We start from the raw sequence: 21,150 nt of genomic DNA, 5'->3' as shown, positions 1-21,150 counted from the left end.
ATTTGGAAACCCAACGCTCTTGCCGTCCGACACCGGGATGTCGAATGGGCCGGGCCAGGGTGGGTTGGCGGGGGTGTCCGCGGCATGGATGCCGCGGCCAAGCCCCCAGGGATGGGTTCACGGCGCCCCCCGCCAACCCACCCTGGCCCGGCCCCTCTCACAACTCGTGATCGCCGGCCAACCGCCGTTGCTGTTGCTGTTGCTGTTGCCGTCGCTTCAAACGCCTGCCGCAGGCAGCGCCGCAGCCGCCGCTGCAAGGAAACCTGAATACGTTCGGACACGACACCTCAATCCCCCGCCCCATCGGCCGATAACGGGGTTGTCACGGCTTGTCCCGCCGCTGACCGGCTCGGCGCCGCCCGCCCGCTTCGACCTGGTCCTGCTCGATGAATCTCCTGCATCGCTGGCAACACTACTTCAGCAATCTCTCCGTCCGGCGCAAGCTCAACCTGCTGACGCTGCTCATCGCGCTCGGCGTGATCGCGCTCTCGGTGATCGCCGCCCGCATGCAGTACCTGGACCTCACCGAGACCCGCAAGACCGCGCTGAAGACCCAGGTCGAACTCAGCTACGGCATCCTCCAGCACTACCATCGCCTGGCCGGCACCGGCGAGCTCAGCGAGGACGCCGCGAAGAGCGCCGCGCTGCAGGCCCTGGAGGTGATGCGTGCCGAGAACGATGCGTACTACTTCAACATCTACGACACCGGCTACCGCCTGCTGATGCACCCGTTCCGCAAGGACCTGGTCGGCAAGGACATGAAGGACTTCCGTACCGACGACGGCGTGCGCATCTATTACGACCAGGTCGAAGCGGCCAAGGCCGGCGGCGGTTTCGTCAACTACCGCTGGGCCAAGCCCGGCAGCAAGGGCGAGGTCGAGAAGGTCGCCTACGCCGGCCTGTTCGCGCCCTGGAACTGGGTGGTCAGCAGCGGCGTCTACATGGACGACGTGCAGAAGCAGGCGCTGGTGTTCACCGCCATCATGGCGGTTTCCGGGGGCGTGCTGGTGCTGATCGTGCTGGCCCTGAGCTGGGTTATCGGCAACCGCATCGCCGTGCCGCTGAAGCAGGCCACGGCCGTGGCCGAAGGCATTGCCCGTGGCAAGCTGGACAGCCACATCGGCGCACAACCGCACGACGAGACCGGTCGCCTGCTCGATGCCATGTCCGGCATGCAGCAGCAGCTGCATGCGGTCATCAGCGGCCAGCGCGAAATGGCACGTCGCCACGACGGTGGCGAACTCAGCTACCGCATCGACGCCAGTGCCTTCCCAGGCGAGTACGGGCTGATGGTGCAGGAAACCAACGCCCTGGTCGGCGGCCACGTACAGACCCTGCACGATGTGCTGGACGTGGTGCAGCAGTATGCAGTTGGCGACCTCAGCCGCGACATCGCGCGCTACCCGGGTGAGAAGGCGGCAATGACCGCCACCGTCGACACGGTGAAGACCAACCTCGGCCGCATCAACGCCGAGATCAAGCAGCTGGCCAGCGCCGCCGCCGCCGGCGATTTCAGCCGCCGTGGCGACGCACAGCGCTTCGATCACGATTTCCGCCTGATGCTGGAAAACCTCAACGCGATGATGGCGGTCAGCGATGACAACCTCGGCAAGCTCTCGCAGCTGCTGTCGGCCATCGCCGAAGGTGACCTGACCGCGCGCATGCACGGCGACTACCAGGGCGTGTTCGCGCGCATGCGCGACGACGCCAACACCACGGTCGCGCAGCTGACCCAGATCGTCGGCCAGATCCAGGCCAGCGCCAGCAGCATCACCCTGGCCGCCGGCGAGATTGCTTCGGGCAACAGTGATCTGTCGCGCCGTACCGAGCAGCAGGCCGCCAATCTGGAAGAAACCGCCGCCTCGATGGAGGAACTGACCTCCACCGTGCGCCAGAACGCCGAGCACGCCCGCCAGGCCAACCAGCTCGCCATCGGCGCGCACGGTGTCGCCTCGCAGGGCGGTGATGTGGTCGGCCAGGTGGTCACCACCATGTCGGCCATCGAAGCCTCCTCGAAGAAGATCGCCGAGATCATCTCGGTCATCGACGGCATCGCCTTCCAGACCAACATCCTGGCGCTGAATGCTGCGGTGGAAGCCGCGCGCGCCGGGGAACAGGGCCGTGGCTTTGCCGTGGTCGCCAGTGAAGTGCGCACCCTGGCCCAGCGCTCGGCTGCCGCCGCCAAGGAGATCAAGGGCCTGATCGACGATTCGGTCGGCAAGGTCGCCGAAGGCTCCAGCCTGGTCCACCAGGCCGGCAGCACCATGGGCGAGATCGTCGCCTCGGTGCAGCGCGTGACCGACATCATGGCCGAGATCTCTGCGGCTTCGCAGGAGCAGTCGGCCGGCATCGAGCAGGTCAACCAGACCGTGGTGCAGATGGACGAGACCACCCAGCAGAACGCTGCGCTGGTGGAGGAAGCCACTGCTGCCGCACGCGCGATGGAAGACCAGGCAGCGCAGCTCGCCGACGCCGTGGCGATCTTCCGCCTCGACAACCAGGTCTCCGCTGCAGTGAAGGCTGCGACGGAACGCGTGGAACCGGCACGCATCACCACCATGGCACGTCCGCAGCCGACCCGCGCGCCCGCGCCGGTCCGCCGCAGCAGCAACGCCAGCACCTTCGTCGCCAGCGACAGCGACAGCGACTGGCAGGAATTCTGAGACCCACCTGCGGTGGCTTCGGCCACCGCCCTCGCCGATGGACACGTCCCCCGTGCAAAGTCCTACTCCCATCGTCACCGGTCCGCGCGAATTCGAGTTCGCCGACCGTGATTTCCGCCGCGTCTGCGACCTGATCTACCAGCGCGTGGGTATCGCCCTTGCCCCGGCAAAGCGCGACATGGTCTATGGCCGCCTGTCGCGCCGCCTGCGCACGCTGGGCATGCGCAGCTTCCAGCAGTACCTGGACCATCTGGAGCAGGAAGATGGTGACGAGTGGCAGGCGTTCACCAACGCCCTGACCACCAACCTGACCTCGTTCTTCCGCGAACCGCACCACTTCGACAAGCTGCGCGAGGAGCTGCAGCAGCGCTCCAGCCGCACGCCGCTGCTGCTGTGGTCGTGCGCGGCATCCACCGGTGAAGAGCCCTATTCGATGGCGATTACCGCCTGCGAGGCCTTCGGTACGCTGAAGCCGCCGGTGCGCATCGTTGCTACCGACGTCGATACCCAGGTACTGGCCACCGCCGGCCGTGGCGTCTACAACATCGACCGTGTCGCCAATCTCGACCCGGACCTGCGCCGCCGCTACTTCCAGCGTGGCAGCGGTCCCAACGAGGGCCAGTGCCGCGTGCTGCCGGCGCTGCGCGAGCTGATCGAGTTCCGTCCGCTGAACCTGCTCGCCCCACGCTACGACGTCGGCGGCCCGTTCGATGCCCTGTTCTGCCGCAATGTGATGATCTACTTCGACAAGCCGACCCAGCGCGCCATCCTCGGCCGCCTTGTGCAGCACCTTGCCGACGATGGCCTGCTCTACACCGGACACTCGGAGAACTACCTGCACGCCGCCGACCTGATCCAGCCCTGCGGGCGCACCCTGTACCGCCGCGCGGCAAAGGCCGGCGCATGAACGCCTCGCTGCGTACTGACGATGTGATGCGCTACCAGGATGCGCGCTTCCAGACCATTGCCGCCAAGCTGCTGCCGACCCAGTACCTGGTGGTCGATGACACCACCGCGCTGACCACCACCCTGGGTTCGTGCGTGGCGGCCTGCCTGCGCGACCCGGTGCTGAAGATCGGCGGCATGAACCACTTCCTGCTGCCGGAAGGCAACGCTGGCGACGGCGCGCCCGCACGCTACGGCAGCTATGCGATGGAGCTGCTGATCAACGACATGCTCAAGCGCGGCGCGCACCGCAAGCGCATCGAAGCAAAGGTGTTCGGCGGCGCCAACGTACTGAAGGGGTTCACCAGCAATCCGGTCGGCACCCGCAACGCCGAGTTCGTGCGCCAGTACCTGCAGGCCGAGCATATTCCGATCATCGCCGAGGACCTCTGCGGCATCCATCCGCGCAAGATCTGGTTCTTCGCCGATACCGGCCGCGTGGTGGTGCAGCGCCTGCCGCACGCCCACGAGGCCGAGGTGGCTGCCACCGAATCGGCGGTGCGTGCGCGCCTGTCCAAGGCCCCGGTCACCGGTGGCGTGGAGCTGTTCGAATGACCCTGACCGGCAACGCCCCCTGCCGGGTCCTGATCGTCGACGACTCCGCCGTCGTGCGCCAGATGCTCACCGAGATCCTGTCCAGCGACCCGACCATCGACGTGGTTGGCACCGCCGCCGACCCGCTGCTGGCGCGCGAGAAGATCAAGCGCCTGGCCCCGGACGTGATCACGCTGGACGTGGAAATGCCACGCATGGACGGCCTGGCCTTCCTGGAAAACCTGATGCGGCTGCACCCGCTGCCAGTGGTGATGATCTCGTCGCTGACCGAACGCGGCGCCGACACCACGCTGCAGGCGTTGGCATTGGGCGCAGTGGACTTCGTCTCCAAGCCCAAGCTGGACGTCGCGCGCGGCCTGCAGGGCTACGCCGATGAGATCATCGCCAAGGTCAAGATGGCGGCGCGCTCACGGGTGCGCCCGCTGCTGCGGGCGGCCGCTCCGAAGCTCCTGCTGGAAGCAGCTCCTGCAATGCGCCCGGCTGCACCGCAGTTCCGCACCACCGACCGCCTGATCGCGATTGGTTCTTCGGCCGGCGGCACCGAAGCACTGCGCGTGGTGCTGGAAGGCATGCCTGCGGATGCCCCCGCCGTGGTGATGACCCAGCACCTGCCCGCCAGCTTCAGCAGCGCCTTTGCCGAACGACTGGATCGGCACTCGGCGATGGCCGTGCGCGAGGCCAGCGACGGCGAAGCTGTGCTGCCCGGCCATGCCTACCTGCCTCCTGGCGGCAAGCACCTGCGCATCATCCGCGACGGTGCGCGCTGGCGCTGCCGCGTTGACGATGGCCCGGCGGTGAACCGTCACAAGCCCGCGGTCGACGTGCTGTTCCGTTCGGTCGCGCAGAGCGCGGGCGGCAACGCCATCGGCGCCATCCTCACCGGCATGGGTGACGACGGCGCGCGCGGCCTGCTGGAAATGCGCCAGGCCGGCGCGCCGACGCTGGTCCAGGATGAAGCCACCAGCGTGGTCTGGGGCATGCCCGGTGCCGCGTTCAAGCTTGGGGCGGCCGACGAACAGGTTCCGCTGGAACGTATTGCCGAACGACTGTTGGCGCTCGCCCGCGGCTGATCGTCCGCGGCATCGCACCGTCTCATTCCCTCTTTCAAATGCCGGCCCCGGAAGGGCCGGCACGGCTGTCGTGTTTTTCCAAGGAGTTTGACCATGGCCCTGCGTCTCTTCCGTTACCAACCGTCGCTGCTGGCGGCCGCTCTGCTGGCCCCGCTGGCGGCCACCGCTGCCGGCGTGCCAGCACCGCCGCAGGTCGCTCCGGGCGCTCCCCCCGCCCCCGTCACGAAGGGCGCCGCATGGACCGATCGCGTCCAGATCCAGAGTGGTCCGGATACCGCATCGAAGCGCCTCCACGCACCCGACGTGGCGTTGCGCATCGTCACCCCCGATGACAGCGAGTCGCTCACGCCAAAGGGGCTCGCACTGCTCTTCAGCGGCAATGAGCCGGACTACTTCCGCCGCAACACCCTGCCCGGCAGCATCGTCGAGAGCCAGGCCAGCCCCGCCACCACGCTGATGCCCAACGTAGCCAGGGCGCTGGTGGGTGGCTACTTCAGCTATGCGCCCGACGCGCTGCCCAACCAGAGCAGCACCCTGCGCTTCAGTGCAGACACCTGGGCGCTGGTGCACCAGGGCAACACGCGGAAGGATCCCCTTTACCGCCTCAACCATGTCAGCACCATCGAGCAACGCCGTGCCGATGGCACCTTGGCTGAAATCATCAGATGCAGTGACAGCGACGACCGGGCGACCCTGGGCGAGTGGCAGGCCAATGACTACGCCAGGCTCAAGATTGCCGCCCAGGTGATCACGATGAAGTGCACCGAGCAGCTCATCAAGCGAATACCGGCGATGTACCCTCGCCCGCTTGCTGCTGAAGATCTCACGGCCTACGCAGGCGGTGCCGTGCCGCCGGCACGGGTGCGCATCTATGCCAGCCTGGGGCGGACCACCACCCTGTACACCGACGCCGCCTGCCGCGAGGACTACCGCGACAGGATCGACGTCAAGTACAACAACGCCGGTGACAAGGGCGTGCTCGGCATCCCCGCCACGGAAACCCTGCGCAGCAAGGAGAACGAGCGGTTCTCCATGCTCAGCTACCAGGAGTACGAAGTCGCCGGCGGCAAGCCGCTGATCGTCGAAGCGCGCTTCGACGCATCAAGCCGCATGTACTGCGAGGGCCAGTTGTCGGGTCAGTTCGTGGCCAGGCCCGGACAGGACTACGAAGTGGAAATGGAAGTGGCCGACAAGATGTGCCGCCTGCATCTGCGCCAGGTACACGCCGATGGCACCACGACGCCACAGGTCGCACGCAAGACCCCCAGCATCTGTGAGGGCACGCGTGCACCGGTCCGCGTTGAACCACGGCAGGACATGCAGGTCCTGCTGTTCAGCCCAGGCCAGCTGCAGATCCAGGATGCCACCCAAGGCAGCGCACCGGAACGGTTGACCGACGACGCGGGCAGCACCGAGGCACTGCGGAAGATGCTGCAGCAGGCCAGCAGCAATCCCGGCACACGCCTGTGCGTGGTGGTACCGACTACCGATTACAGCAGCGCCCTTCACGATGCCGTGCGCGAACGCGTACTGGACGCACCGCAGGTATTGCCCAGCCTGTGGGAAGAGATGGCCACGGTGAACAGGCGCCGCAGTGCCGCCGCCGATGCTCCGGTCGACATCGCCGCTGCGATCGCCCATTGCAATGCGTTCCCGATCAGGGAATTCGCGCCTCGCTGAGCAATTGCTCCCCTGCCTTCGGCCCTCGCCGGGCATCAACCGCCAGAGCGCGCACAGAGCCTCATTTTCGTTTTCCCAAGGAGTACTACCGTGGCATTACGCCCAACCTGCCTCACCGCCGCGATCGCGGCCATCCTGCTGCTGGCGCCGCCGGCCTACGCCAACGACGAAGTCCCCGCAGCCACGCCTGTCGTGGCTTCCGCAGTCACCAGCGGGTCAACGCTCGATCCAGCAACGGATGCGGCGACCGCGCCAGACGCGGCGCACGCCACCCCGCCGGCCGATCCGGCCATCGGGAATGTCACAGCCGCCGCGGCGCCCCCTCTCGACTACAGCAGCCTGCAGCACATCAAGGTCACCTCAGGGCTGGGTGCCGGCCCCAACGGCAATCGCCTGGGCGATCAGGTGCTGCGCCTGGCGATGCGCGCCGACACCGCTGCCGTCACCGCCGCCAAGGTCGGTCTGTCTGCTCTGGCGTTCGTCACCGGCGTAGGTGACATCGGCACCAGCAACAGCTTCAGCAAGAACAACGTTCGTGGCGAGGACATCCACTCGGTGCCCAGCCCGGCCTTCGGCGCATTGCCCGGCATGATCCGCGAGCAGCTGGCACTCTATTTCGCGGCCCATCCCGGCGCCATTCCCAGCGACGAGCGCACCGTGGAAGCCAGCGCCGGTCAGTGGTCGCTGGTTTACCAGAAGCTCAGCGACGCAGAGACTCCCTACGAGCTGCGCCACGATGTAACCATCGGTTTCCCGGTGGTGCGCAAGCTGTTCCGCAGCGCCAGTGGCGGCCAGGGCGTGCACTGCCGGGACGAAGCACGGGTTGCCCCGTTGCAGGAATGGCAGGCAGACGACTATGCGAAGGCCAAGGCCGCCTCGCGTGACTTTGCAGAGGCCTGCATCGCGCGTTTCGTGGCTGAGCTGCCCCGCCTGTTCCCCGACCATGGCGTGTTGCCACAGCCTGCGGTGGAAGCCGAGCTCCCGGCAGAAGCGCCGGCCGCAACCGAGGAAGCGGCCGCCATTACCCAGGCCTGACGCGCCGGTAGTGCCGACCGCTGGCGCACAACGTGGTCTGGGGAATGCCCGCTGCCGCCTTTCAGCAGGGGGCCCGCCCAGGGCCGCCCGTGCTATTCCACTTTTCAAGGAGTTTCATCATGGCATTACGCCTGATTTCACCACACAGCATGCTTGCCGCGGCCTGTCTGTTGCCCACGCTCGCCAGCGGTGCCGGTCGAACCGATGGCGCTCCATCGGCACCCACGGCGCCCCCTGCGCGCTGGAGCGAACACGTGGCGATCAGCGCCGGCGCCGGCCAGCACATCCATGACCACCACCCCGATGTGGTACTGCGCATCGTCACCCCGGAAGATGGCGAGCGCATCACTGGCGCAGCGAAGACCGGGCAGTTCGTACGCCAGGTCTTCGGTGCCAGCTCCACAACGCGCCTTGACCCCAGGTATCTGCGCGGAACGAGTGTACATGCAGTACCCAGCCCTGCCATGGAGCTCATGCCCGGCTTGCTCAATGACTGGTTGGAGCGGTACTTCACCGTGTTCCCGAGCGCTATCCCCCAGGGTCGAACGCTGTTGAGGGTGGAGGCAAATCAGTGGGCGCTGGTCTACCAGAAGCCCAAGGCGGGGCAACAGCTCTATCAGCTCAATCACTTTACCCGCCTGCGCCTGCAACAACCCGACGGCAGCACGGTGGATGCAGCGTATTGCAATGATCCCGGGCGCGACGCCACGCTCGAGCAATGGCAGGCCAATGACTACGCGCGCCTTCGCGCCAGCGCCAGGGAACTGGCCGCCTCCTGTGTGCAGCGCCTTACCAGCAAGCTGCCACAGTTCTTCCCGGAGCCGCTGCCAACAGCCGGCAGCGGCGACGGTACGGCGCGCGTGCGGGTCTTCAACTCGGCAACGGAACAGGTCACCATGCTCAGCGATGCCTACTGCCTGGCCGATGGCAGCCGGCGCTTCGATGATCCGCGCTGGCCGGCCTCCAGAGACGTCCCCGCACAGGACAGCGAGGCGGGCAACGTCAGCCTCGGCATCGCCGAAACGGAAACCATGCGCAGCCTGAAGTCGCCGAAGTATCGCGAATATGCCGTGCAGGCAGGGCAGCCGCTGATCTTCGACGCGGACGTCCGCTACCGGGGTGCGTTCTGCAGCGGCACGCTGGCTGTACAGATCATTCCGGTCACTGGTGTGGACTACGAAGTGAAGCTTGATACCGTGGGTCAGGTCTGCAGACTGAACGTCCATAGCGTCGATCGCGAAGGTGTCCGCCTCGCCGTGCCGGCCAGGCGCGCGCCAGAGACGTGCACGCGTCCAGACGTGGACTACACGACGCTCACAGCGAAGACGCCACGCGAACCGCTGGACGCCATGGGCGTGTTTCTGTTCACCGACAGCGGGTTGCAGGTACAGCCCGCGGAGCGGGACAGCGCACCGCTGCAGCTGGCCGACGCTCCTGCCGGCGCTGCGCGACTGGAGATGCTGCTGCAGCAGATGCTGGCAGAGCCGGGAACCCGCGCCTGCGTGATCGTGCCTGAACACGATCATGCCAGCCCGTTGAACACGCTGCTGCGAGACTACGTGCTGGAACACGGTTCGGCATTGCCTGGTCTGTGGGAGACCGCCGCGACGGTCAATCAGGCGCGCCGGGCGGTCCCGGCAGCGCCGATCGATCTGCAGGCCGCCGTACAGCACTGCCAAACGCTGGGCCGCTTGAACTTCCGAGTGCAGTGACGCATCGTCTGCCGATGCCGGAACGCGAGGTGCGGTAGCGCCGGGCCATGCCCGGCGAGCACAGCGCGGTATCGCCGCGCAATCCGGCACCCATGCAGAAACGCCGCGACCCCTCCCGGGATCGCGGCGTTTGGCTTCATCGAAGTGCCGGCCAGCGGCCGGCACTACCGCATCAGGCAGCGACCGTCTTGGCCACGTCCTGGTATTCCTCGATCTGGTCGAAGTTCATGTAGCGGTAGATCTCCGCACCATTGGCGTTGATCACGCCGATGTCCGCCATGTACTCCTCCTTGGTCGGGATGCGGCCCAGGCGCGAGCAGATCGCCGCCAGTTCCGCCGAACCCAGGTACACGTTGGTGTTGCGGCCCAGGCGGTTCGGGAAGTTGCGGGTCGAGGTCGACATCGCGGTGGAGCCTTCGCGGATCTGCGCCTGATTGCCCATGCACAGCGAGCAGCCCGGCATTTCCATGCGCGCGCCAGTGGCGCCGAAGGTGCCGTACACGCCTTCCTTGGTCAGCTCCGAGGCATCCATCTTGGTCGGCGGGGCCACCCACAGGCGGGTCGGCAGGTCACGCTTGCCTTCCAGCAGCTTCGCAGCCGCACGGAAGTGACCGATGTTGGTCATGCACGAACCGATGAACACCTCGTCGATCTTGGCGCCGGCCACTTCGGACAGGGTCTTCACGTCGTCCGGGTCGTTCGGGCAGGCCACGATCGGCTCGTGGATATCGGCCAGGTCGATCTCGATGACGGCAGCGTACTCGGCGTCGGCATCCGGCTCCAGCAGCTCCGGGTTGGCCAGCCACGCTTCCATCTTCTCGATGCGACGCTGCAGCGAGCGCGGATCCTGGTAACCCTCGGCGATCATCCACTTCAGCAGCGTGATGTTGCTGTTGAGGTACTCGATGATCGGTTCCTTGTTCAGGCGCACCGAGCAACCGGCGGCCGAACGCTCGGCCGAGGCGTCGGACAGTTCGAACGCCTGCTCGACCTTGAGCTCCGGCAGGCCTTCGATTTCCAGGATACGGCCGGAGAAGATGTTCTTCTTGCCAGCCTTGGCCACGGTCAGCAGGCCCGACTTGATCGCGTACAGCGGGATGGCGTTGACCAGGTCACGCAGGGTCACGCCCGGCTGCATCTTGCCCTTGAAGCGCACCAGCACCGACTCCGGCATGTCCAGCGGCATCACGCCGGTGGCAGCGGCGAAGGCGACCAGGCCCGAACCGGCCGGGAACGAAATGCCCACCGGGAAACGGGTGTGCGAGTCACCACCGGTGCCGACGGTGTCCGGCAGCAGCATGCGGTTGAGCCAGCTGTGGATCACGCCGTCGCCCGGGCGCAGCGACACGCCGCCACGGGTGGAGATGAACTCCGGCAGGGTGTGGTGGGTCTTCACGTCCACCGGCTTCGGGTAAGCGGCGGTGTGGCAGAACGACTGCATCACCAGGTCGGCCGAGAAGCCCAGGCAGGCCAGGTCCTTCAGCTCGTCACGGGTCATCGGGCCGGTGGTGTCCTGCGAGCCGACCGAGGTCATCTTCGGTTCGCAGTAGGTGCCCGGGCGCATGCCCTGGCCTTCAGCCAGGCCACAGGCGCGGCCGACCATCTTCTGCGCCAGCGAGAAGCCCTTGCCGGTGTCGACCGGCTGCACCGGCAGGCGGAACAGATCGGTCGGGGCCAGGCCCAGCGCTTCGCGCGCCTTGCCGGTCAGGCCACGGCCGATGATCAGCGGAATGCGGCCACCGGCGCGCACTTCGTCGAACAGCACGTCGGACTTGACCTGGAACTCGGCGATCACTTCACCGTTCTTCAGCGCCTTGCCTTCGTACGGACGCAGCTCGACCACATCGCCGTGCTCCATCTTCGACACGTCCAGCTCGATCGGCAGTGCGCCGGCATCTTCCATGGTGTTGTAGAAGATCGGGGCGATCTTCGAACCCAGGCAGACGCCACCGGCGCGCTTGTTCGGGATGAACGGAATGTCATCGCCGGTCCACCACAGCACGCTGTTGGTGGCCGACTTGCGCGAGGAACCGGTGCCGACCACGTCGCCGACATAGGCGACCAGGTGGCCCTTGTCCTTCAGGTCGAGGATCTGCTGGATCGGGCCGCGCTTGCCGTCTTCTTCCGGGGTGAACGGCGCATCGTCGCGCTTGTTCTTCAGCATCGCCAGGGCGTGCATCGGGATGTCCGGGCGGGTGGTCGCGTCCGGTGCAGGCGACAGGTCGTCGGTGTTGGTCTCGCCCGGCACCTTGAACACGGTGACGGTCAGGCTCTGCGGCACTTCCGGGTTGCTGGTGAACCACTCGGCATCGGCCCAGCTCTGCAGCACGGCCTGGGCGTTGGCGTTGCCCGCCTTGGCCTTTTCCTGCACGTCGTGGAACGCATCGAACACCAGCAGGGTCTTCTTCAGGCCGTTGGCGGCGATGGTTCCGACGCTGGCGTCGTCCAGCAGCTGCACCAGCGGGGCGACGTTGTAACCGCCGAGCATGGTGCCCAGCAGTTCGGTGGCGCGCTCGCGGCTGATCAGCGGGTTCTGCTCGCTGCCCAGCGCGATCGCGGCCAGGTACGAGGCCTTGACCTTGGCTGCGTCATCGACGCCGGCCGGCACGCGGTGGGTCAGCAGGTCGAGCAGGAACTCGGCCTCGCCCTGCGGCGGGTTCTTCAGCAGTTCGATGACATCGGCCGTCTGCTGCGCGCTCAGCGGCAGCGGCGGGATGCCAAGCGCAGCGCGCTCGGCGACGTGGTGGCGGTAGGCTTCCAACATGACAACTCCCGGGTAATGCGTAGGTTGAAAAAACAAAGTGGGCTCAGGCTTGCGGCACGATCAGCTTCAGGCCCTTGAAGTAGTCGCGGTAAAACGTGTCGTTCCAGGTGATCAGGCCATCGCACTGCAGCAGTGCGTGGGCGCCGACCATGAATTCGTCCAGGCTGCGGCGGCTGCCTCCACGCTGGCGATGACGGCGGTGCATCTCGCCCGCGCGCAGTGCCGACTTGGCCTCCATCGGATTGAAGTGCACGCCCATCTCTTCCAGTGCTTCGAGCACTTCGGCGCCGCCGCGCAGCGATGCGCAGACTTCGGCCAGGGTCGCGCCACAGACCACTACGCGGCCACCGACCAGGCTCTGCCGGAGGATGGCTTCCACCGCATCGGCCTGCGGGCCATTGCTGAGCAGCTCGACCAGCACCGGCGAATCGACGGCGATCATCACGGCTTACTCCTCGTCACGCACCGCGCGTACTGCCGCTTCGGACGACTCGAAGCCGTCCAGCGCGAACTTGCCGCGCGCCCGTGAAATGGCATCGTCAACACTCTTGCGCAGGATGATGCGGCTGCCGTCCAGCTCGACCTTCAGCAGCGTGCCCTTGGTCAGGCCAAGGGCATCACGCACCGCCTTGGGCAGGGTGATCTGTCCGCGTTCAGCAACGGTGGCTTCCATGGGGTACGCCTCAAAAAGTATGCATGAATTATACATACTCGCAACATCCGCGACAAACCCGCCCAATCCGTGACCGCGATCCTATGCTGGTCGCATCCGGGGGTTAGACTGGCGCCGCAGCGACCTGCTGCGGCCCCGGGCTGGACGCGCCGCGTGCCGCCCGTACCCACCCGCCATAAAAGGATGTTCCATGCGCGCCTTGACCCTCGCCCTGATGCTGGCTGCCCCGCTGGCCCTTTCGACGACCGCAGCCCACGCCAATCCGTTCGGCGCCTACACCACCGGCGTCGAGATCACCCAACAGCAGATGGACACCCTGGAAGTCGGCAAGACCAGCCAGGACCAGGTCCGTGAAAAGTTCGGCGCACCCGGCCGCCGCGAACAGCTGGGCGACACCCAGGTCTGGTACTACGACTACGTGAAGATCAAGACCTTCGGCAAGAACATCCAGGAAGCAACCGTCCTGGAGTTCAACAAGCAGGGTGTGCTGACGGCCAAGTCCAAGAGCAACGCCGTCGGCAAGACCGGCAACCCGCTGCTGGATGCCGCCAACGGCAAGTAAGCCCTGCTCGACACGCACTCCCGGACGGGGCGCCCGTGGGCGCCCCGTCTGCGTTCGGACCGGCAGGCAACGACCGCACGCGCTGACACGAAGGCTACACACACCGCTGTAACCTTGCGTTCCAAGCCAGCCGGGTCATTGCCGGGCGCTGGATCGCCGATACTGGGCAGGATCCGGGGCTGGAATGCCACCGGCGACCGCAAGCAGGCCCGTAGACGCACGGGCCAGAGCAAGCCATCCGCAAGAAGGAGTTACCCCGCATGAGCGATTCGTTCTCCACCCGCAGCCAGCTGAATGTCGGCGGCAAGACCTACGACTACTTCAGCCTGCCCACGCTGGGCCAGCGCTTCGATATCTCCCACCTGCCCTATTCGATGAAGATCCTGCTGGAGAATCTGCTCCGGCATGAAGACGGCGGCGCAACCGTCGGCCCCGACCACATCGAAGCCGTGGCCCGCTGGAACCCGTCCGCCGAGCCGGACACCGAAATCGCCTTCATGCCGGCGCGCGTGGTTCTGCAGGACTTCACCGGCGTGCCCTGCGTGGTCGACCTGGCCGCGATGCGCGATGCCGTGGTGAAGCTTGGCGGCTCGCCGGAGCAGATCAACCCGCAGATCCCCTCCGAACTGGTCATCGACCACTCGGTGCAGGTCGATGTGTTCGGCAAGCCCGACGCACTGGACCTCAACGGCAAGATCGAATTCCAGCGCAACCAGGAACGCTACGGCTTCCTGCGCTGGGGCCAGAAGGCTTTCGACAATTTCAAGGTGGTGCCGCCCAACACCGGCATCGTCCACCAGGTGAACCTGGAGAACCTGGCCCGCGTGGTGATGACTGCGGACAAGGACGGCAAGGCGGTGGCCTACCCCGATACCGTATTCGGCACCGACAGCCACACCACGATGATCAACGGCATCGGCGTGCTCGGTTGGGGCGTGGGCGGCATCGAAGCGGAGGCGGCCATGCTCGGCCAGCCGTCGTCGATGCTGATCCCGCAGGTGGTCGGCTTCAAGCTGACCGGCAAGCTGCCCGAAGGCGCCACCGCCACCGACCTGGTGCTGACCGTCACCCAGATGCTGCGCAAGCTGGGCGTGGTCGGCAAGTTCGTCGAATTCTACGGTGATGGCCTGCAACACCTGCCGCTGGCCGACCGTGCCACCATCGGCAACATGGCCCCGGAATACGGTGCCACCTGCGGCATCTTCCCGATCGACGCCGAATCGCTGAACTACCTGCGCCTGTCCGGCCGCAGCGAAGAGCAGATCGAGCTGGTCGAGGCCTACGCCAAGGCGCAGGGCCTCTGGCACGAGCCGGGCAGCCCGCACGCGCAGTACAGCACCACGCTGGAACTGGACATGGGCACGGTGAAGCCGTCGCTGGCCGGCCCCAAGCGCCCGCAGGACCGCGTGCTGCTGGAAGACGTGCAGAAGAACTACCGCGAAGCGCTGGTCGGCATGACCGCCAACCGTGACAAGCGCAGCGACGACGTCTCCTCCTTCGTCAATGAAGGCGGCGGCGCGGCCGTCGGCAACGAGCAGCTGGCCAAGGGCTACGCCGATATCGAAACCGAAGGCCGCAAGGTCCGCCTGAAGGATGGTGCAGTGGTCATCGCTGCCATCACCTCCTGCACCAATACCTCCAACCCGGCGGTGATGATCGGCGCCGGCCTGCTGGCCCGCAATGCGGCCGCCAAGGGCCTGAACCGCCAGCCGTGGGTGAAGACATCGCTCGGGCCGGGTTCGCGCGTGGTCACCGATTACCTGGAAAAGGCCGGCGTGCTGAAGGAGCTGGAGAAGATCGGCTTCTACGTGGTCGGCTACGGCTGCACCACCTGCATCGGCAACTCCGGCCCGCTGCCGACCGAAGTCAGCGCCGGCATCGCCACCGGCGACCTGGTGGTCACCTCGGTGCTGTCGGGCAACCGCAACTTCGAGGGCCGCGTGCATCCCGAAGTGAAGATGAACTACCTGGCCAGCCCGCCGCTGGTGGTGGCCTACGCCATCGCCGGCACCACCGACATCGACCTGACCACCCAGCCGCTGGGTACCGGCAGCGATGGCCAACCGGTGTTCCTGCGCGACATCTGGCCGAGCAACAAGGAAATCGGCGATGTCATCGCCGCCACCATCGGCCCGGAGATGTTCAAGCAGAACTACGCCGATGTGTTCAAGGGTGACACCCGCTGGAACACCATCGCCTCGCCGGACGGCAACCTGTATGAGTGGAGCGACGCGTCCACCTACATCAAGAACCCGCCGTACTTCGATGGCATGACCATGCAGACCGGCAGCATCGACGACGTGCACGGCGCACGCGTGATGGGCCTGTTCGGCGACTCGATCACCACGGACCACATCTCCCCGGCCGGCAACATCAAGAAGGACTCGCCGGCAGGCCGCTTCCTGCAGGAACGCGGCGTGCAGCCGGCCGACTTCAACAGCTATGGCAGCCGCCGCGGCAACGATGACGTGATGGTCCGCGGCACCTTCGCCAACATCCGCATCAAGAACCTGATGTTCGGTGGCGAGGAAGGCGGTAACACCCTGTACTACCCGGCCGGCGGCGGCCAGCCGGAGAAGCTGGCGATCTACGATGCGGCCATGAAGTACAAGGCCGACAAGGTGCCGCTGGTGGTGCTGGCCGGCAAGGAGTACGGCACCGGCTCGTCGCGTGACTGGGCGGCCAAGGGCACCCTGCTGCTGGGAGTGAAGGCGGTCATCGCCGAGAGCTTCGAGCGCATCCACCGCTCCAACCTGGTCGGCATGGGCGTGCTGCCGCTGCAGTTCCGCAACGGCGAAAACGCGCAGACCCTGGGCCTGGACGGCTCGGAAGTGATCGACGTCACCGGCCTGCAGGACGGTGCCAGCAAGCGCGCCACGGTCACCGCGACCAAGGCCGACGGCACCAGGAAGAGCTTCGAGGTTTCGGTGATGCTGCTGACCCCGAAGGAAGTCGAGTACTTCCGTCATGGTGGCCTGCTGCAGTACGTGCTGCGCCAGCTGGCCGCCAAGTAGAGTCGAGCTCGCTCGACTACGCGCTCTGCAAACCTACGGCCGGATCCAAGGATCCGGCCGTCTGCTCTACATACTCAAGGGCGCACACCAAACAGGTGCCACGCAGCCTTCCGCGGCGGCCCGTGCGCATCCAGGAAGCCCAGTCCCTCTTCCCAGGCGGTGTGCCCGTCGGCTGCGTCGACGTTGACGACCTGCACCACCATCATGCCTCCCGCATGCGGCGCCTCCTCCAGGCGATAGCAGACCGCCCCGCGGCCTTCGCGATACAGATTGGACAAGAAGCCCTGCGGACACTGCACGCCGGTCACCTCGTAGCCACTGACCAAGCCGCTGTCCATCTGATTCATGTGGATCGAGTACAGCGCCAGCCCACCCGCATGCGGTGCCAGCTGCAGGCGCACCGGTGCGGATTCGCCCAGCGCCAGCACCGGAAAATCAAGCTGCACCGGTGGCGCGGCCATCGCCGCAGGCAGGCAGGAAACAGACAACAACAGGGAAAAACCCAGGGTGCGAATCATCGCTCGACTCCGTCAACGGCAGGTCGAGCGATGATTGCAGCCGGCGGGCGCAGCTGTCTTTCAGAGAACTACGAAATCCACAGCACCAGCCCTCACCGGCGCGGCGCATCCGGGTCGGTGCGCAGCGCCTTCAGCAGGCCCCACATGTAGAACGCCAGGGTGAAGGAAAACGGCAGGCCGCACAGCACCACCGCCGTCTGCATCGCACTGAAGTTGCCGGCCAGCAGCAGGCCGACGCTGGCCACGGTGATGCCCGCCGCCCAGAACACGCGCAGCCAGATTGGTGCGTCATGGCCATCTTCCACGCCGTCGTCAACGCGACGCGTGCACAGGTTGGCGATCATCAGCGTGCCCGAATCGACCGGGGTCAGGAACAGCACGAAGCCGATCACCACCGCGGCACCCGCGACGTACGGCGCGGCGGGCAGGTACTCCAGCAACTTGAACAGCGTCATCGCCGCATCGTGCTGGGCCACGTCACCCAGGATCGCCTGGCCGTGGTTGAGCACCAGGTCGATGGCGGTGTTGCCGAAGATCGACAGCCAGGCCAGGGTGAAGCCGAGCGGGATCAGCAGTACGCCCATGATCACTTCGCGGATGGTGCGGCCGCGCGAGATGCGCGCCACGAAAAGGCCGACGAACGGTGCCCAGGCAATCCACCACGCCCAGTAGAACAGCGTCCACGAGCCCATCCACTCACGGCCCTTCGGGTCGTTGAGGTACATGTCGAAGCTCTTGCGCACGAAGGCGCCCAGGTAGTCGCCGGTGTTCTGGATCAGGCCATCGAACAGGTGCAGGGTCGGGCCGGTGACCAGCACGAACAGCAGCAGGCCGCACAGCAGGCGCACATTGAGGTTGGAAAGCCAGGCAATGCCCTTCTCCACACCGGCCACCACGCCGATGGTGGCCACCACCATCATCACCAGCACGATCGCCACCAGCACCTGCGGCGTATCCGGGATGTCGAACAGGTAGACCAGGCCGGACTGCACCACCAGCGCACCGATGCCGAGGTTGGTGACCATCGAGATCAACGTGGCGAGGATGCCGAAGCCATCGACCATGTCGCCGATGCGGCCATGGATGCGCTCACCGAAGATCGGGTACAGCGCCGAACGCAGCGCCAGCGGCAGGTCGCGGCGGTAGGCGAAATAGCCCAGCGCCACGCCGACCAGCGCATACAGTGCCCAGCCGTGCAGGCCCCAGTGCAGGAAGGTCAGCACCATCGCCTCGCGGCCGGCGGCCACGGTCCCGCCGGGCTGCCCGGGCGGATTGAGGAAATGGTCCAGCGGCTCATAGGCGCCGTAGTACAGCAGCGCGATGCCGATGCCGGCCGAGAACAGCATCGAGACCCAGGCGACGTAGCCGAAGGCAGGTGATTCCTCGTTGTGGCCCAGGCGGATGCGGCCATACGGCGAGAACGCCAGCCACAGCACGAAGCCCAGGCACAGCACGATCAGCAGCATGTACCACCAGCCGAACGCGGCCGACACCTCGGCCTGCGCCCACTGCAGCCAGTGCTCGCTGCCTTCGGGATAGAGAACGGTGAGCAGCCCGAGGATGCCGATCGACACCGAGGAGCTGAAGAAGACAAAACGGTTCAAGCGCAGGGGCGAACGCTTGGGATGAGCCAGGGAAGACATGGGGTCGTCTCATCAAGTCCGAGGGAGCACATGGGCGGGGCCGGACCGGTAAACCGGGCCCATGGCGTGGGGCGCGAGCGCATCCTAGGGTTTATTGATTGAACGTTCAATCAATAAAAAGCATAATGGCGGGCAGCCCGATCCTTCGGGTCGCAATCCGTGGAGAGACAATGCCGAAGAAAGGCGTGGAACCGGTACGGCGCGAGCAGCTGATCCGGGCCACTTTCCAGACCATCGACGAGATCGGCATGGCCGATGCGACCGTCGCCACCATCGCGAAGAAGGCAGGGCTGTCCAGCGGCATCGTTGCCCATTACTTCGGCGACAAGGACGGCCTGCTCAATGCTGCAATGCGGCAGATCCTGCGTGAACTGAAGGACGCGGTCGCCCGCTACCGCGCCGACGCCAGCGACGACCCGCGCGAGCAGCTGCGCGCCATCGTCGATGGCAACTTCGACGACAGCCAGATCAACGGCACCGCCATGCGCGTCTGGCTCACCTTCTGGGCAGCGAGCATGCACCAGCCGGAACTGGCCCGGCTGCAGCGCGCCAACGACCAGCGCCTGTTCTCCAACCTGTGCCACCAGTTCAACCGCCTGCTGCCCCACCCGCAGGCCCGGCTGGCCGCCCGCGGCCTGGCCGCGATGATCGATGGCCTGTGGCTGCGCGGCAGCCTGGTCGGCGGCCAGTTCAATGCCGAGAAGTCCCGGCGCATCGCTTACGGCTACATCGACTTCCAGTTGCAGGCTGTCGCGCTATAAGCGCTGCAGCACCCGCCCCCTTCCAAGGAGTACGTCCATGACCACCCTGCCCGTCCAACAGCTCTACATCCACGGCCAGCGCGTCGATGCCACCAGCGGCAAGACCTTCAAGACCGTCAACCCGGCCACCGGCGAGGTGATCGCTGAAGTGCAGGTCGCCAGCCAGGCCGACGTCGAACGCGCCGTGCAGAGCGCGGCCGAAGGCCAGAAGGTGTGGGCGGCGATGACGGCCATGGAGCGTTCGCGCATCCTGCGCCGCGCCGTCGAGATCCTGCGTGAGCGCAACGACGAGCTGGCCCACCTGGAAACCCTGGACACCGGCAAGGCACTGGCCGAGACCACCACCGTGGACATCGTCACCGGTGCCGACGTGGTCGAGTACTACGCCGGCCTGGCCACCGCCATCGAAGGCATCCAGCTGCCGCTGCGCGAATCGAGCTTCTTCTACACCCGCCGCGAGCCGCTGGGCGTGGTCGCCGGCATCGGCGCCTGGAACTACCCGGTCCAGATCGCCATGTGGAAGTCGGCCCCGGCGCTGGCAGCGGGCAACGCGATGGTGTTCAAGCCGTCGGAAGTGACCCCGCTGACCGCGATCCGGCTGGCCGAGATCTACACCGAAGCCGGCGTGCCGGCCGGCGTGTTCAACGTCGTGCAGGGCCCCGGTCGCGAGATCGGCCAGTGGCTGACCGAGCACCCGGTGATCGAGAAGATCTCCTTCACCGGCGGCGTCGCCACCGGCAAGAAGGTCATGGCCAGCGCCGCGTCCTCGTCGCTGAAGGAAGTGACCATGGAGCTGGGCGGCAAGTCACCGCTGGTGATCTGCGATGACGCCGACCTCGACCGCGCCGCCGACATCGCGGTGATGGCCAACTTCTTCAGCTCCGGCCAGGTCTGCACCAACGGCACCCGCGTGTTCGTGCCGCGCAGCATGCTGGCCGCATTCGAAGCGGCCGTTGTCGAGCGGGTCAAGCGCATCCGCATCGGCGACCCGATGGCCGCCGAGACCAACTTCGGCCCGCTGACCAGCTTCCCGCACATGGAAAACGTGCTGCGCTACATCGAAAGCGGCAAGGCCGAAGGCGCCCGCCTGCTGACCGGCGGCGGCCGCGCCACCGAAGGCGCGCTGGCCAACGGCGCCTACGTGCTGCCGACCGTGTTCTCCGACTGCCGCGATGACATGACCATCGTCAAGGAAGAGATCTTCGGGCCGGTGATGAGCATCCTTGCCTACGACGACGAAGACGAAGTGGTGCGTCGTGCCAACGACACCACCTTCGGCCTGGCCGCCGGCGTGGTCAGCAAGGACGTCAGCCGCGCCCACCGCATCATCCACCGCCTGGAAGCCGGCATCTGCTGGATCAACACCTGGGGTGAGTCGCCGGCCGAAATGCCGGTCGGTGGCTACAAGGAATCCGGCGTCGGCCGCGAGAACGGCATCTCGACCCTCGGCCACTACACCCGCATCAAGTCGGTGCAGGTCGAGCTGGGCGACTACGCCAGCGTGTTCTGACCGGCGCGCCCTGCGCGCCCCATCGTCCGGCCATCGTGCCGATCC

The 21,150-nt window shown here is 66.5% G+C and carries 16 protein-coding genes; 11 read left to right on the top strand and 5 right to left on the bottom strand.

Annotated features, from left to right (window positions below; translation table 11 throughout):
• The first annotated feature begins 386 nt into the window (after window positions 1-386).
• The 7 genes from AC5P57_RS06670 (at window position 387) to AC5P57_RS06640 (ending at window position 9,660) form a co-directional block, all read left to right on the top strand.
• Window positions 387-2,663, top strand: a complete 2,277-nt coding sequence (locus AC5P57_RS06670) for a methyl-accepting chemotaxis protein (protein WP_495219512.1) — start codon at window positions 387-389, stop codon at window positions 2,661-2,663.
• 37 nt (window positions 2,664-2,700) lie between these two features.
• Entirely contained in the window at window positions 2,701-3,570 is an 870-nt protein-coding gene (locus AC5P57_RS06665) for a CheR family methyltransferase (protein ID WP_099554771.1), read from the top strand.
• Window positions 3,567-4,163, top strand: coding sequence for a chemoreceptor glutamine deamidase CheD (cheD, locus tag AC5P57_RS06660; protein ID WP_014037083.1), 597 nt, complete (start codon window positions 3,567-3,569; stop codon window positions 4,161-4,163). Before AC5P57_RS06665 ends, cheD begins: the two co-directional genes overlap by 4 nt.
• Window positions 4,160-5,233 (top strand): protein-glutamate methylesterase/protein-glutamine glutaminase, encoded by a 1,074-nt coding sequence (locus AC5P57_RS06655; protein ID WP_099554769.1) that lies wholly within the window; start codon window positions 4,160-4,162, stop codon window positions 5,231-5,233. Before cheD ends, AC5P57_RS06655 begins: the two co-directional genes overlap by 4 nt.
• A gap of 93 nt (window positions 5,234-5,326) precedes the next feature.
• The gene (locus AC5P57_RS06650) at window positions 5,327-6,913 is read left to right on the top strand and encodes a hypothetical protein (RefSeq protein ID WP_262235771.1); all 1,587 of its coding nucleotides are present in this window, start codon (window positions 5,327-5,329) and stop codon (window positions 6,911-6,913) included.
• A 90-nt stretch (window positions 6,914-7,003) separates the two neighbouring features.
• Window positions 7,004-7,948, top strand: a complete 945-nt coding sequence (locus AC5P57_RS06645) for a hypothetical protein (RefSeq protein WP_262235769.1) — start codon at window positions 7,004-7,006, stop codon at window positions 7,946-7,948.
• A gap of 119 nt (window positions 7,949-8,067) precedes the next feature.
• Complete coding sequence (locus tag AC5P57_RS06640; protein ID WP_262235768.1) at window positions 8,068-9,660, top strand: hypothetical protein; 1,593 nt, start codon at window positions 8,068-8,070, stop codon at window positions 9,658-9,660.
• Between the two features lie 172 nt (window positions 9,661-9,832).
• On the opposite strand, the gene acnB is transcribed toward AC5P57_RS06640, so the two are convergent.
• From acnB to AC5P57_RS06625, 3 genes are read right to left on the bottom strand one after another with little or no spacing between them, the layout of a single operon-like run.
• Window positions 9,833-12,424 carry a bifunctional aconitate hydratase 2/2-methylisocitrate dehydratase gene (acnB, locus tag AC5P57_RS06635; protein ID WP_099554761.1) on the bottom strand — a complete coding sequence of 864 codons (2,592 nt, stop codon included), beginning with the start codon at window positions 12,422-12,424 and terminating at the stop codon, window positions 9,833-9,835.
• A gap of 43 nt (window positions 12,425-12,467) precedes the next feature.
• Window positions 12,468-12,866: a type II toxin-antitoxin system VapC family toxin gene (locus tag AC5P57_RS06630; RefSeq protein WP_005409506.1), complete on the bottom strand. Its 399-nt coding sequence runs from the start codon at window positions 12,864-12,866 to the stop codon at window positions 12,468-12,470.
• 6 nt (window positions 12,867-12,872) lie between these two features.
• A complete protein-coding gene (locus AC5P57_RS06625; protein WP_099554759.1) occupies window positions 12,873-13,097 on the bottom strand; it encodes an AbrB/MazE/SpoVT family DNA-binding domain-containing protein in 225 nt (74 codons plus the stop codon).
• A gap of 190 nt (window positions 13,098-13,287) precedes the next feature.
• Between AC5P57_RS06625 and bamE the strand changes: the two genes are divergently transcribed.
• Both bamE and acnA read left to right on the top strand, forming a co-directional pair.
• Window positions 13,288-13,659 carry an outer membrane protein assembly factor BamE domain-containing protein gene (gene bamE / locus AC5P57_RS06620; protein ID WP_005409504.1) on the top strand — a complete coding sequence of 124 codons (372 nt, stop codon included), beginning with the start codon at window positions 13,288-13,290 and terminating at the stop codon, window positions 13,657-13,659.
• 260 nt (window positions 13,660-13,919) lie between these two features.
• Complete coding sequence (gene acnA / locus AC5P57_RS06615; protein WP_262235767.1) at window positions 13,920-16,673, top strand: aconitate hydratase AcnA; 2,754 nt, start codon at window positions 13,920-13,922, stop codon at window positions 16,671-16,673.
• A 74-nt stretch (window positions 16,674-16,747) separates the two neighbouring features.
• On the opposite strand, the gene AC5P57_RS06610 is transcribed toward acnA, so the two are convergent.
• Together AC5P57_RS06610 and AC5P57_RS06605 are read right to left on the bottom strand one after the other, a co-directional pair.
• Window positions 16,748-17,191, bottom strand: coding sequence for a hypothetical protein (locus AC5P57_RS06610; RefSeq protein WP_262235765.1), 444 nt, complete (start codon window positions 17,189-17,191; stop codon window positions 16,748-16,750).
• A gap of 92 nt (window positions 17,192-17,283) precedes the next feature.
• Window positions 17,284-18,834: a BCCT family transporter gene (locus AC5P57_RS06605; protein ID WP_262235764.1), complete on the bottom strand. Its 1,551-nt coding sequence runs from the start codon at window positions 18,832-18,834 to the stop codon at window positions 17,284-17,286.
• Window positions 18,835-19,004: 170 nt separating this feature from the next.
• On the opposite strand from AC5P57_RS06605, the gene betI reads away from it, so the two are divergent.
• The gene (betI, locus tag AC5P57_RS06600) at window positions 19,005-19,595 is read left to right on the top strand and encodes a transcriptional regulator BetI (RefSeq protein WP_005409501.1); all 591 of its coding nucleotides are present in this window, start codon (window positions 19,005-19,007) and stop codon (window positions 19,593-19,595) included.
• Between the two features lie 37 nt (window positions 19,596-19,632).
• A complete protein-coding gene (betB, locus tag AC5P57_RS06595) occupies window positions 19,633-21,105 on the top strand; it encodes a betaine-aldehyde dehydrogenase (RefSeq protein ID WP_495219511.1) in 1,473 nt (490 codons plus the stop codon).
• The last annotated feature ends 45 nt before the right edge of the window (window positions 21,106-21,150 follow it).

This window comes from Stenotrophomonas sp. YJH_SMC_79 (assembly GCF_059367995.1).
Note: the sequence above shows the minus strand (reverse complement) of the source record. Positions and strands in the feature narration are given on the sequence as shown.

Coding starts and splice junctions, on each gene's coding strand:
- acnA (WP_262235767.1), top strand. CDS start 13,920: ATGAGCGATTCGTTCTCCACCCGCAGCCAGCTGAATGTCGGCGGCAAG.
- AC5P57_RS06670 (WP_495219512.1), top strand. CDS start 387: ATGAATCTCCTGCATCGCTGGCAACACTACTTCAGCAATCTCTCCGTC.
- AC5P57_RS06655 (WP_099554769.1), top strand. CDS start 4,160: ATGACCCTGACCGGCAACGCCCCCTGCCGGGTCCTGATCGTCGACGAC.
- AC5P57_RS06640 (WP_262235768.1), top strand. CDS start 8,068: ATGGCATTACGCCTGATTTCACCACACAGCATGCTTGCCGCGGCCTGT.
- AC5P57_RS06610 (WP_262235765.1), bottom strand. CDS start 17,191: ATGATTCGCACCCTGGGTTTTTCCCTGTTGTTGTCTGTTTCCTGCCTG.
- betB (WP_495219511.1), top strand. CDS start 19,633: ATGACCACCCTGCCCGTCCAACAGCTCTACATCCACGGCCAGCGCGTC.
- AC5P57_RS06665 (WP_099554771.1), top strand. CDS start 2,701: ATGGACACGTCCCCCGTGCAAAGTCCTACTCCCATCGTCACCGGTCCG.
- AC5P57_RS06630 (WP_005409506.1), bottom strand. CDS start 12,866: ATGATCGCCGTCGATTCGCCGGTGCTGGTCGAGCTGCTCAGCAATGGC.
- acnB (WP_099554761.1), bottom strand. CDS start 12,424: ATGTTGGAAGCCTACCGCCACCACGTCGCCGAGCGCGCTGCGCTTGGC.
- bamE (WP_005409504.1), top strand. CDS start 13,288: ATGCGCGCCTTGACCCTCGCCCTGATGCTGGCTGCCCCGCTGGCCCTT.
- AC5P57_RS06625 (WP_099554759.1), bottom strand. CDS start 13,097: ATGGAAGCCACCGTTGCTGAACGCGGACAGATCACCCTGCCCAAGGCG.
- betI (WP_005409501.1), top strand. CDS start 19,005: ATGCCGAAGAAAGGCGTGGAACCGGTACGGCGCGAGCAGCTGATCCGG.
- AC5P57_RS06605 (WP_262235764.1), bottom strand. CDS start 18,834: ATGTCTTCCCTGGCTCATCCCAAGCGTTCGCCCCTGCGCTTGAACCGT.
- cheD (WP_014037083.1), top strand. CDS start 3,567: ATGAACGCCTCGCTGCGTACTGACGATGTGATGCGCTACCAGGATGCG.
- AC5P57_RS06650 (WP_262235771.1), top strand. CDS start 5,327: ATGGCCCTGCGTCTCTTCCGTTACCAACCGTCGCTGCTGGCGGCCGCT.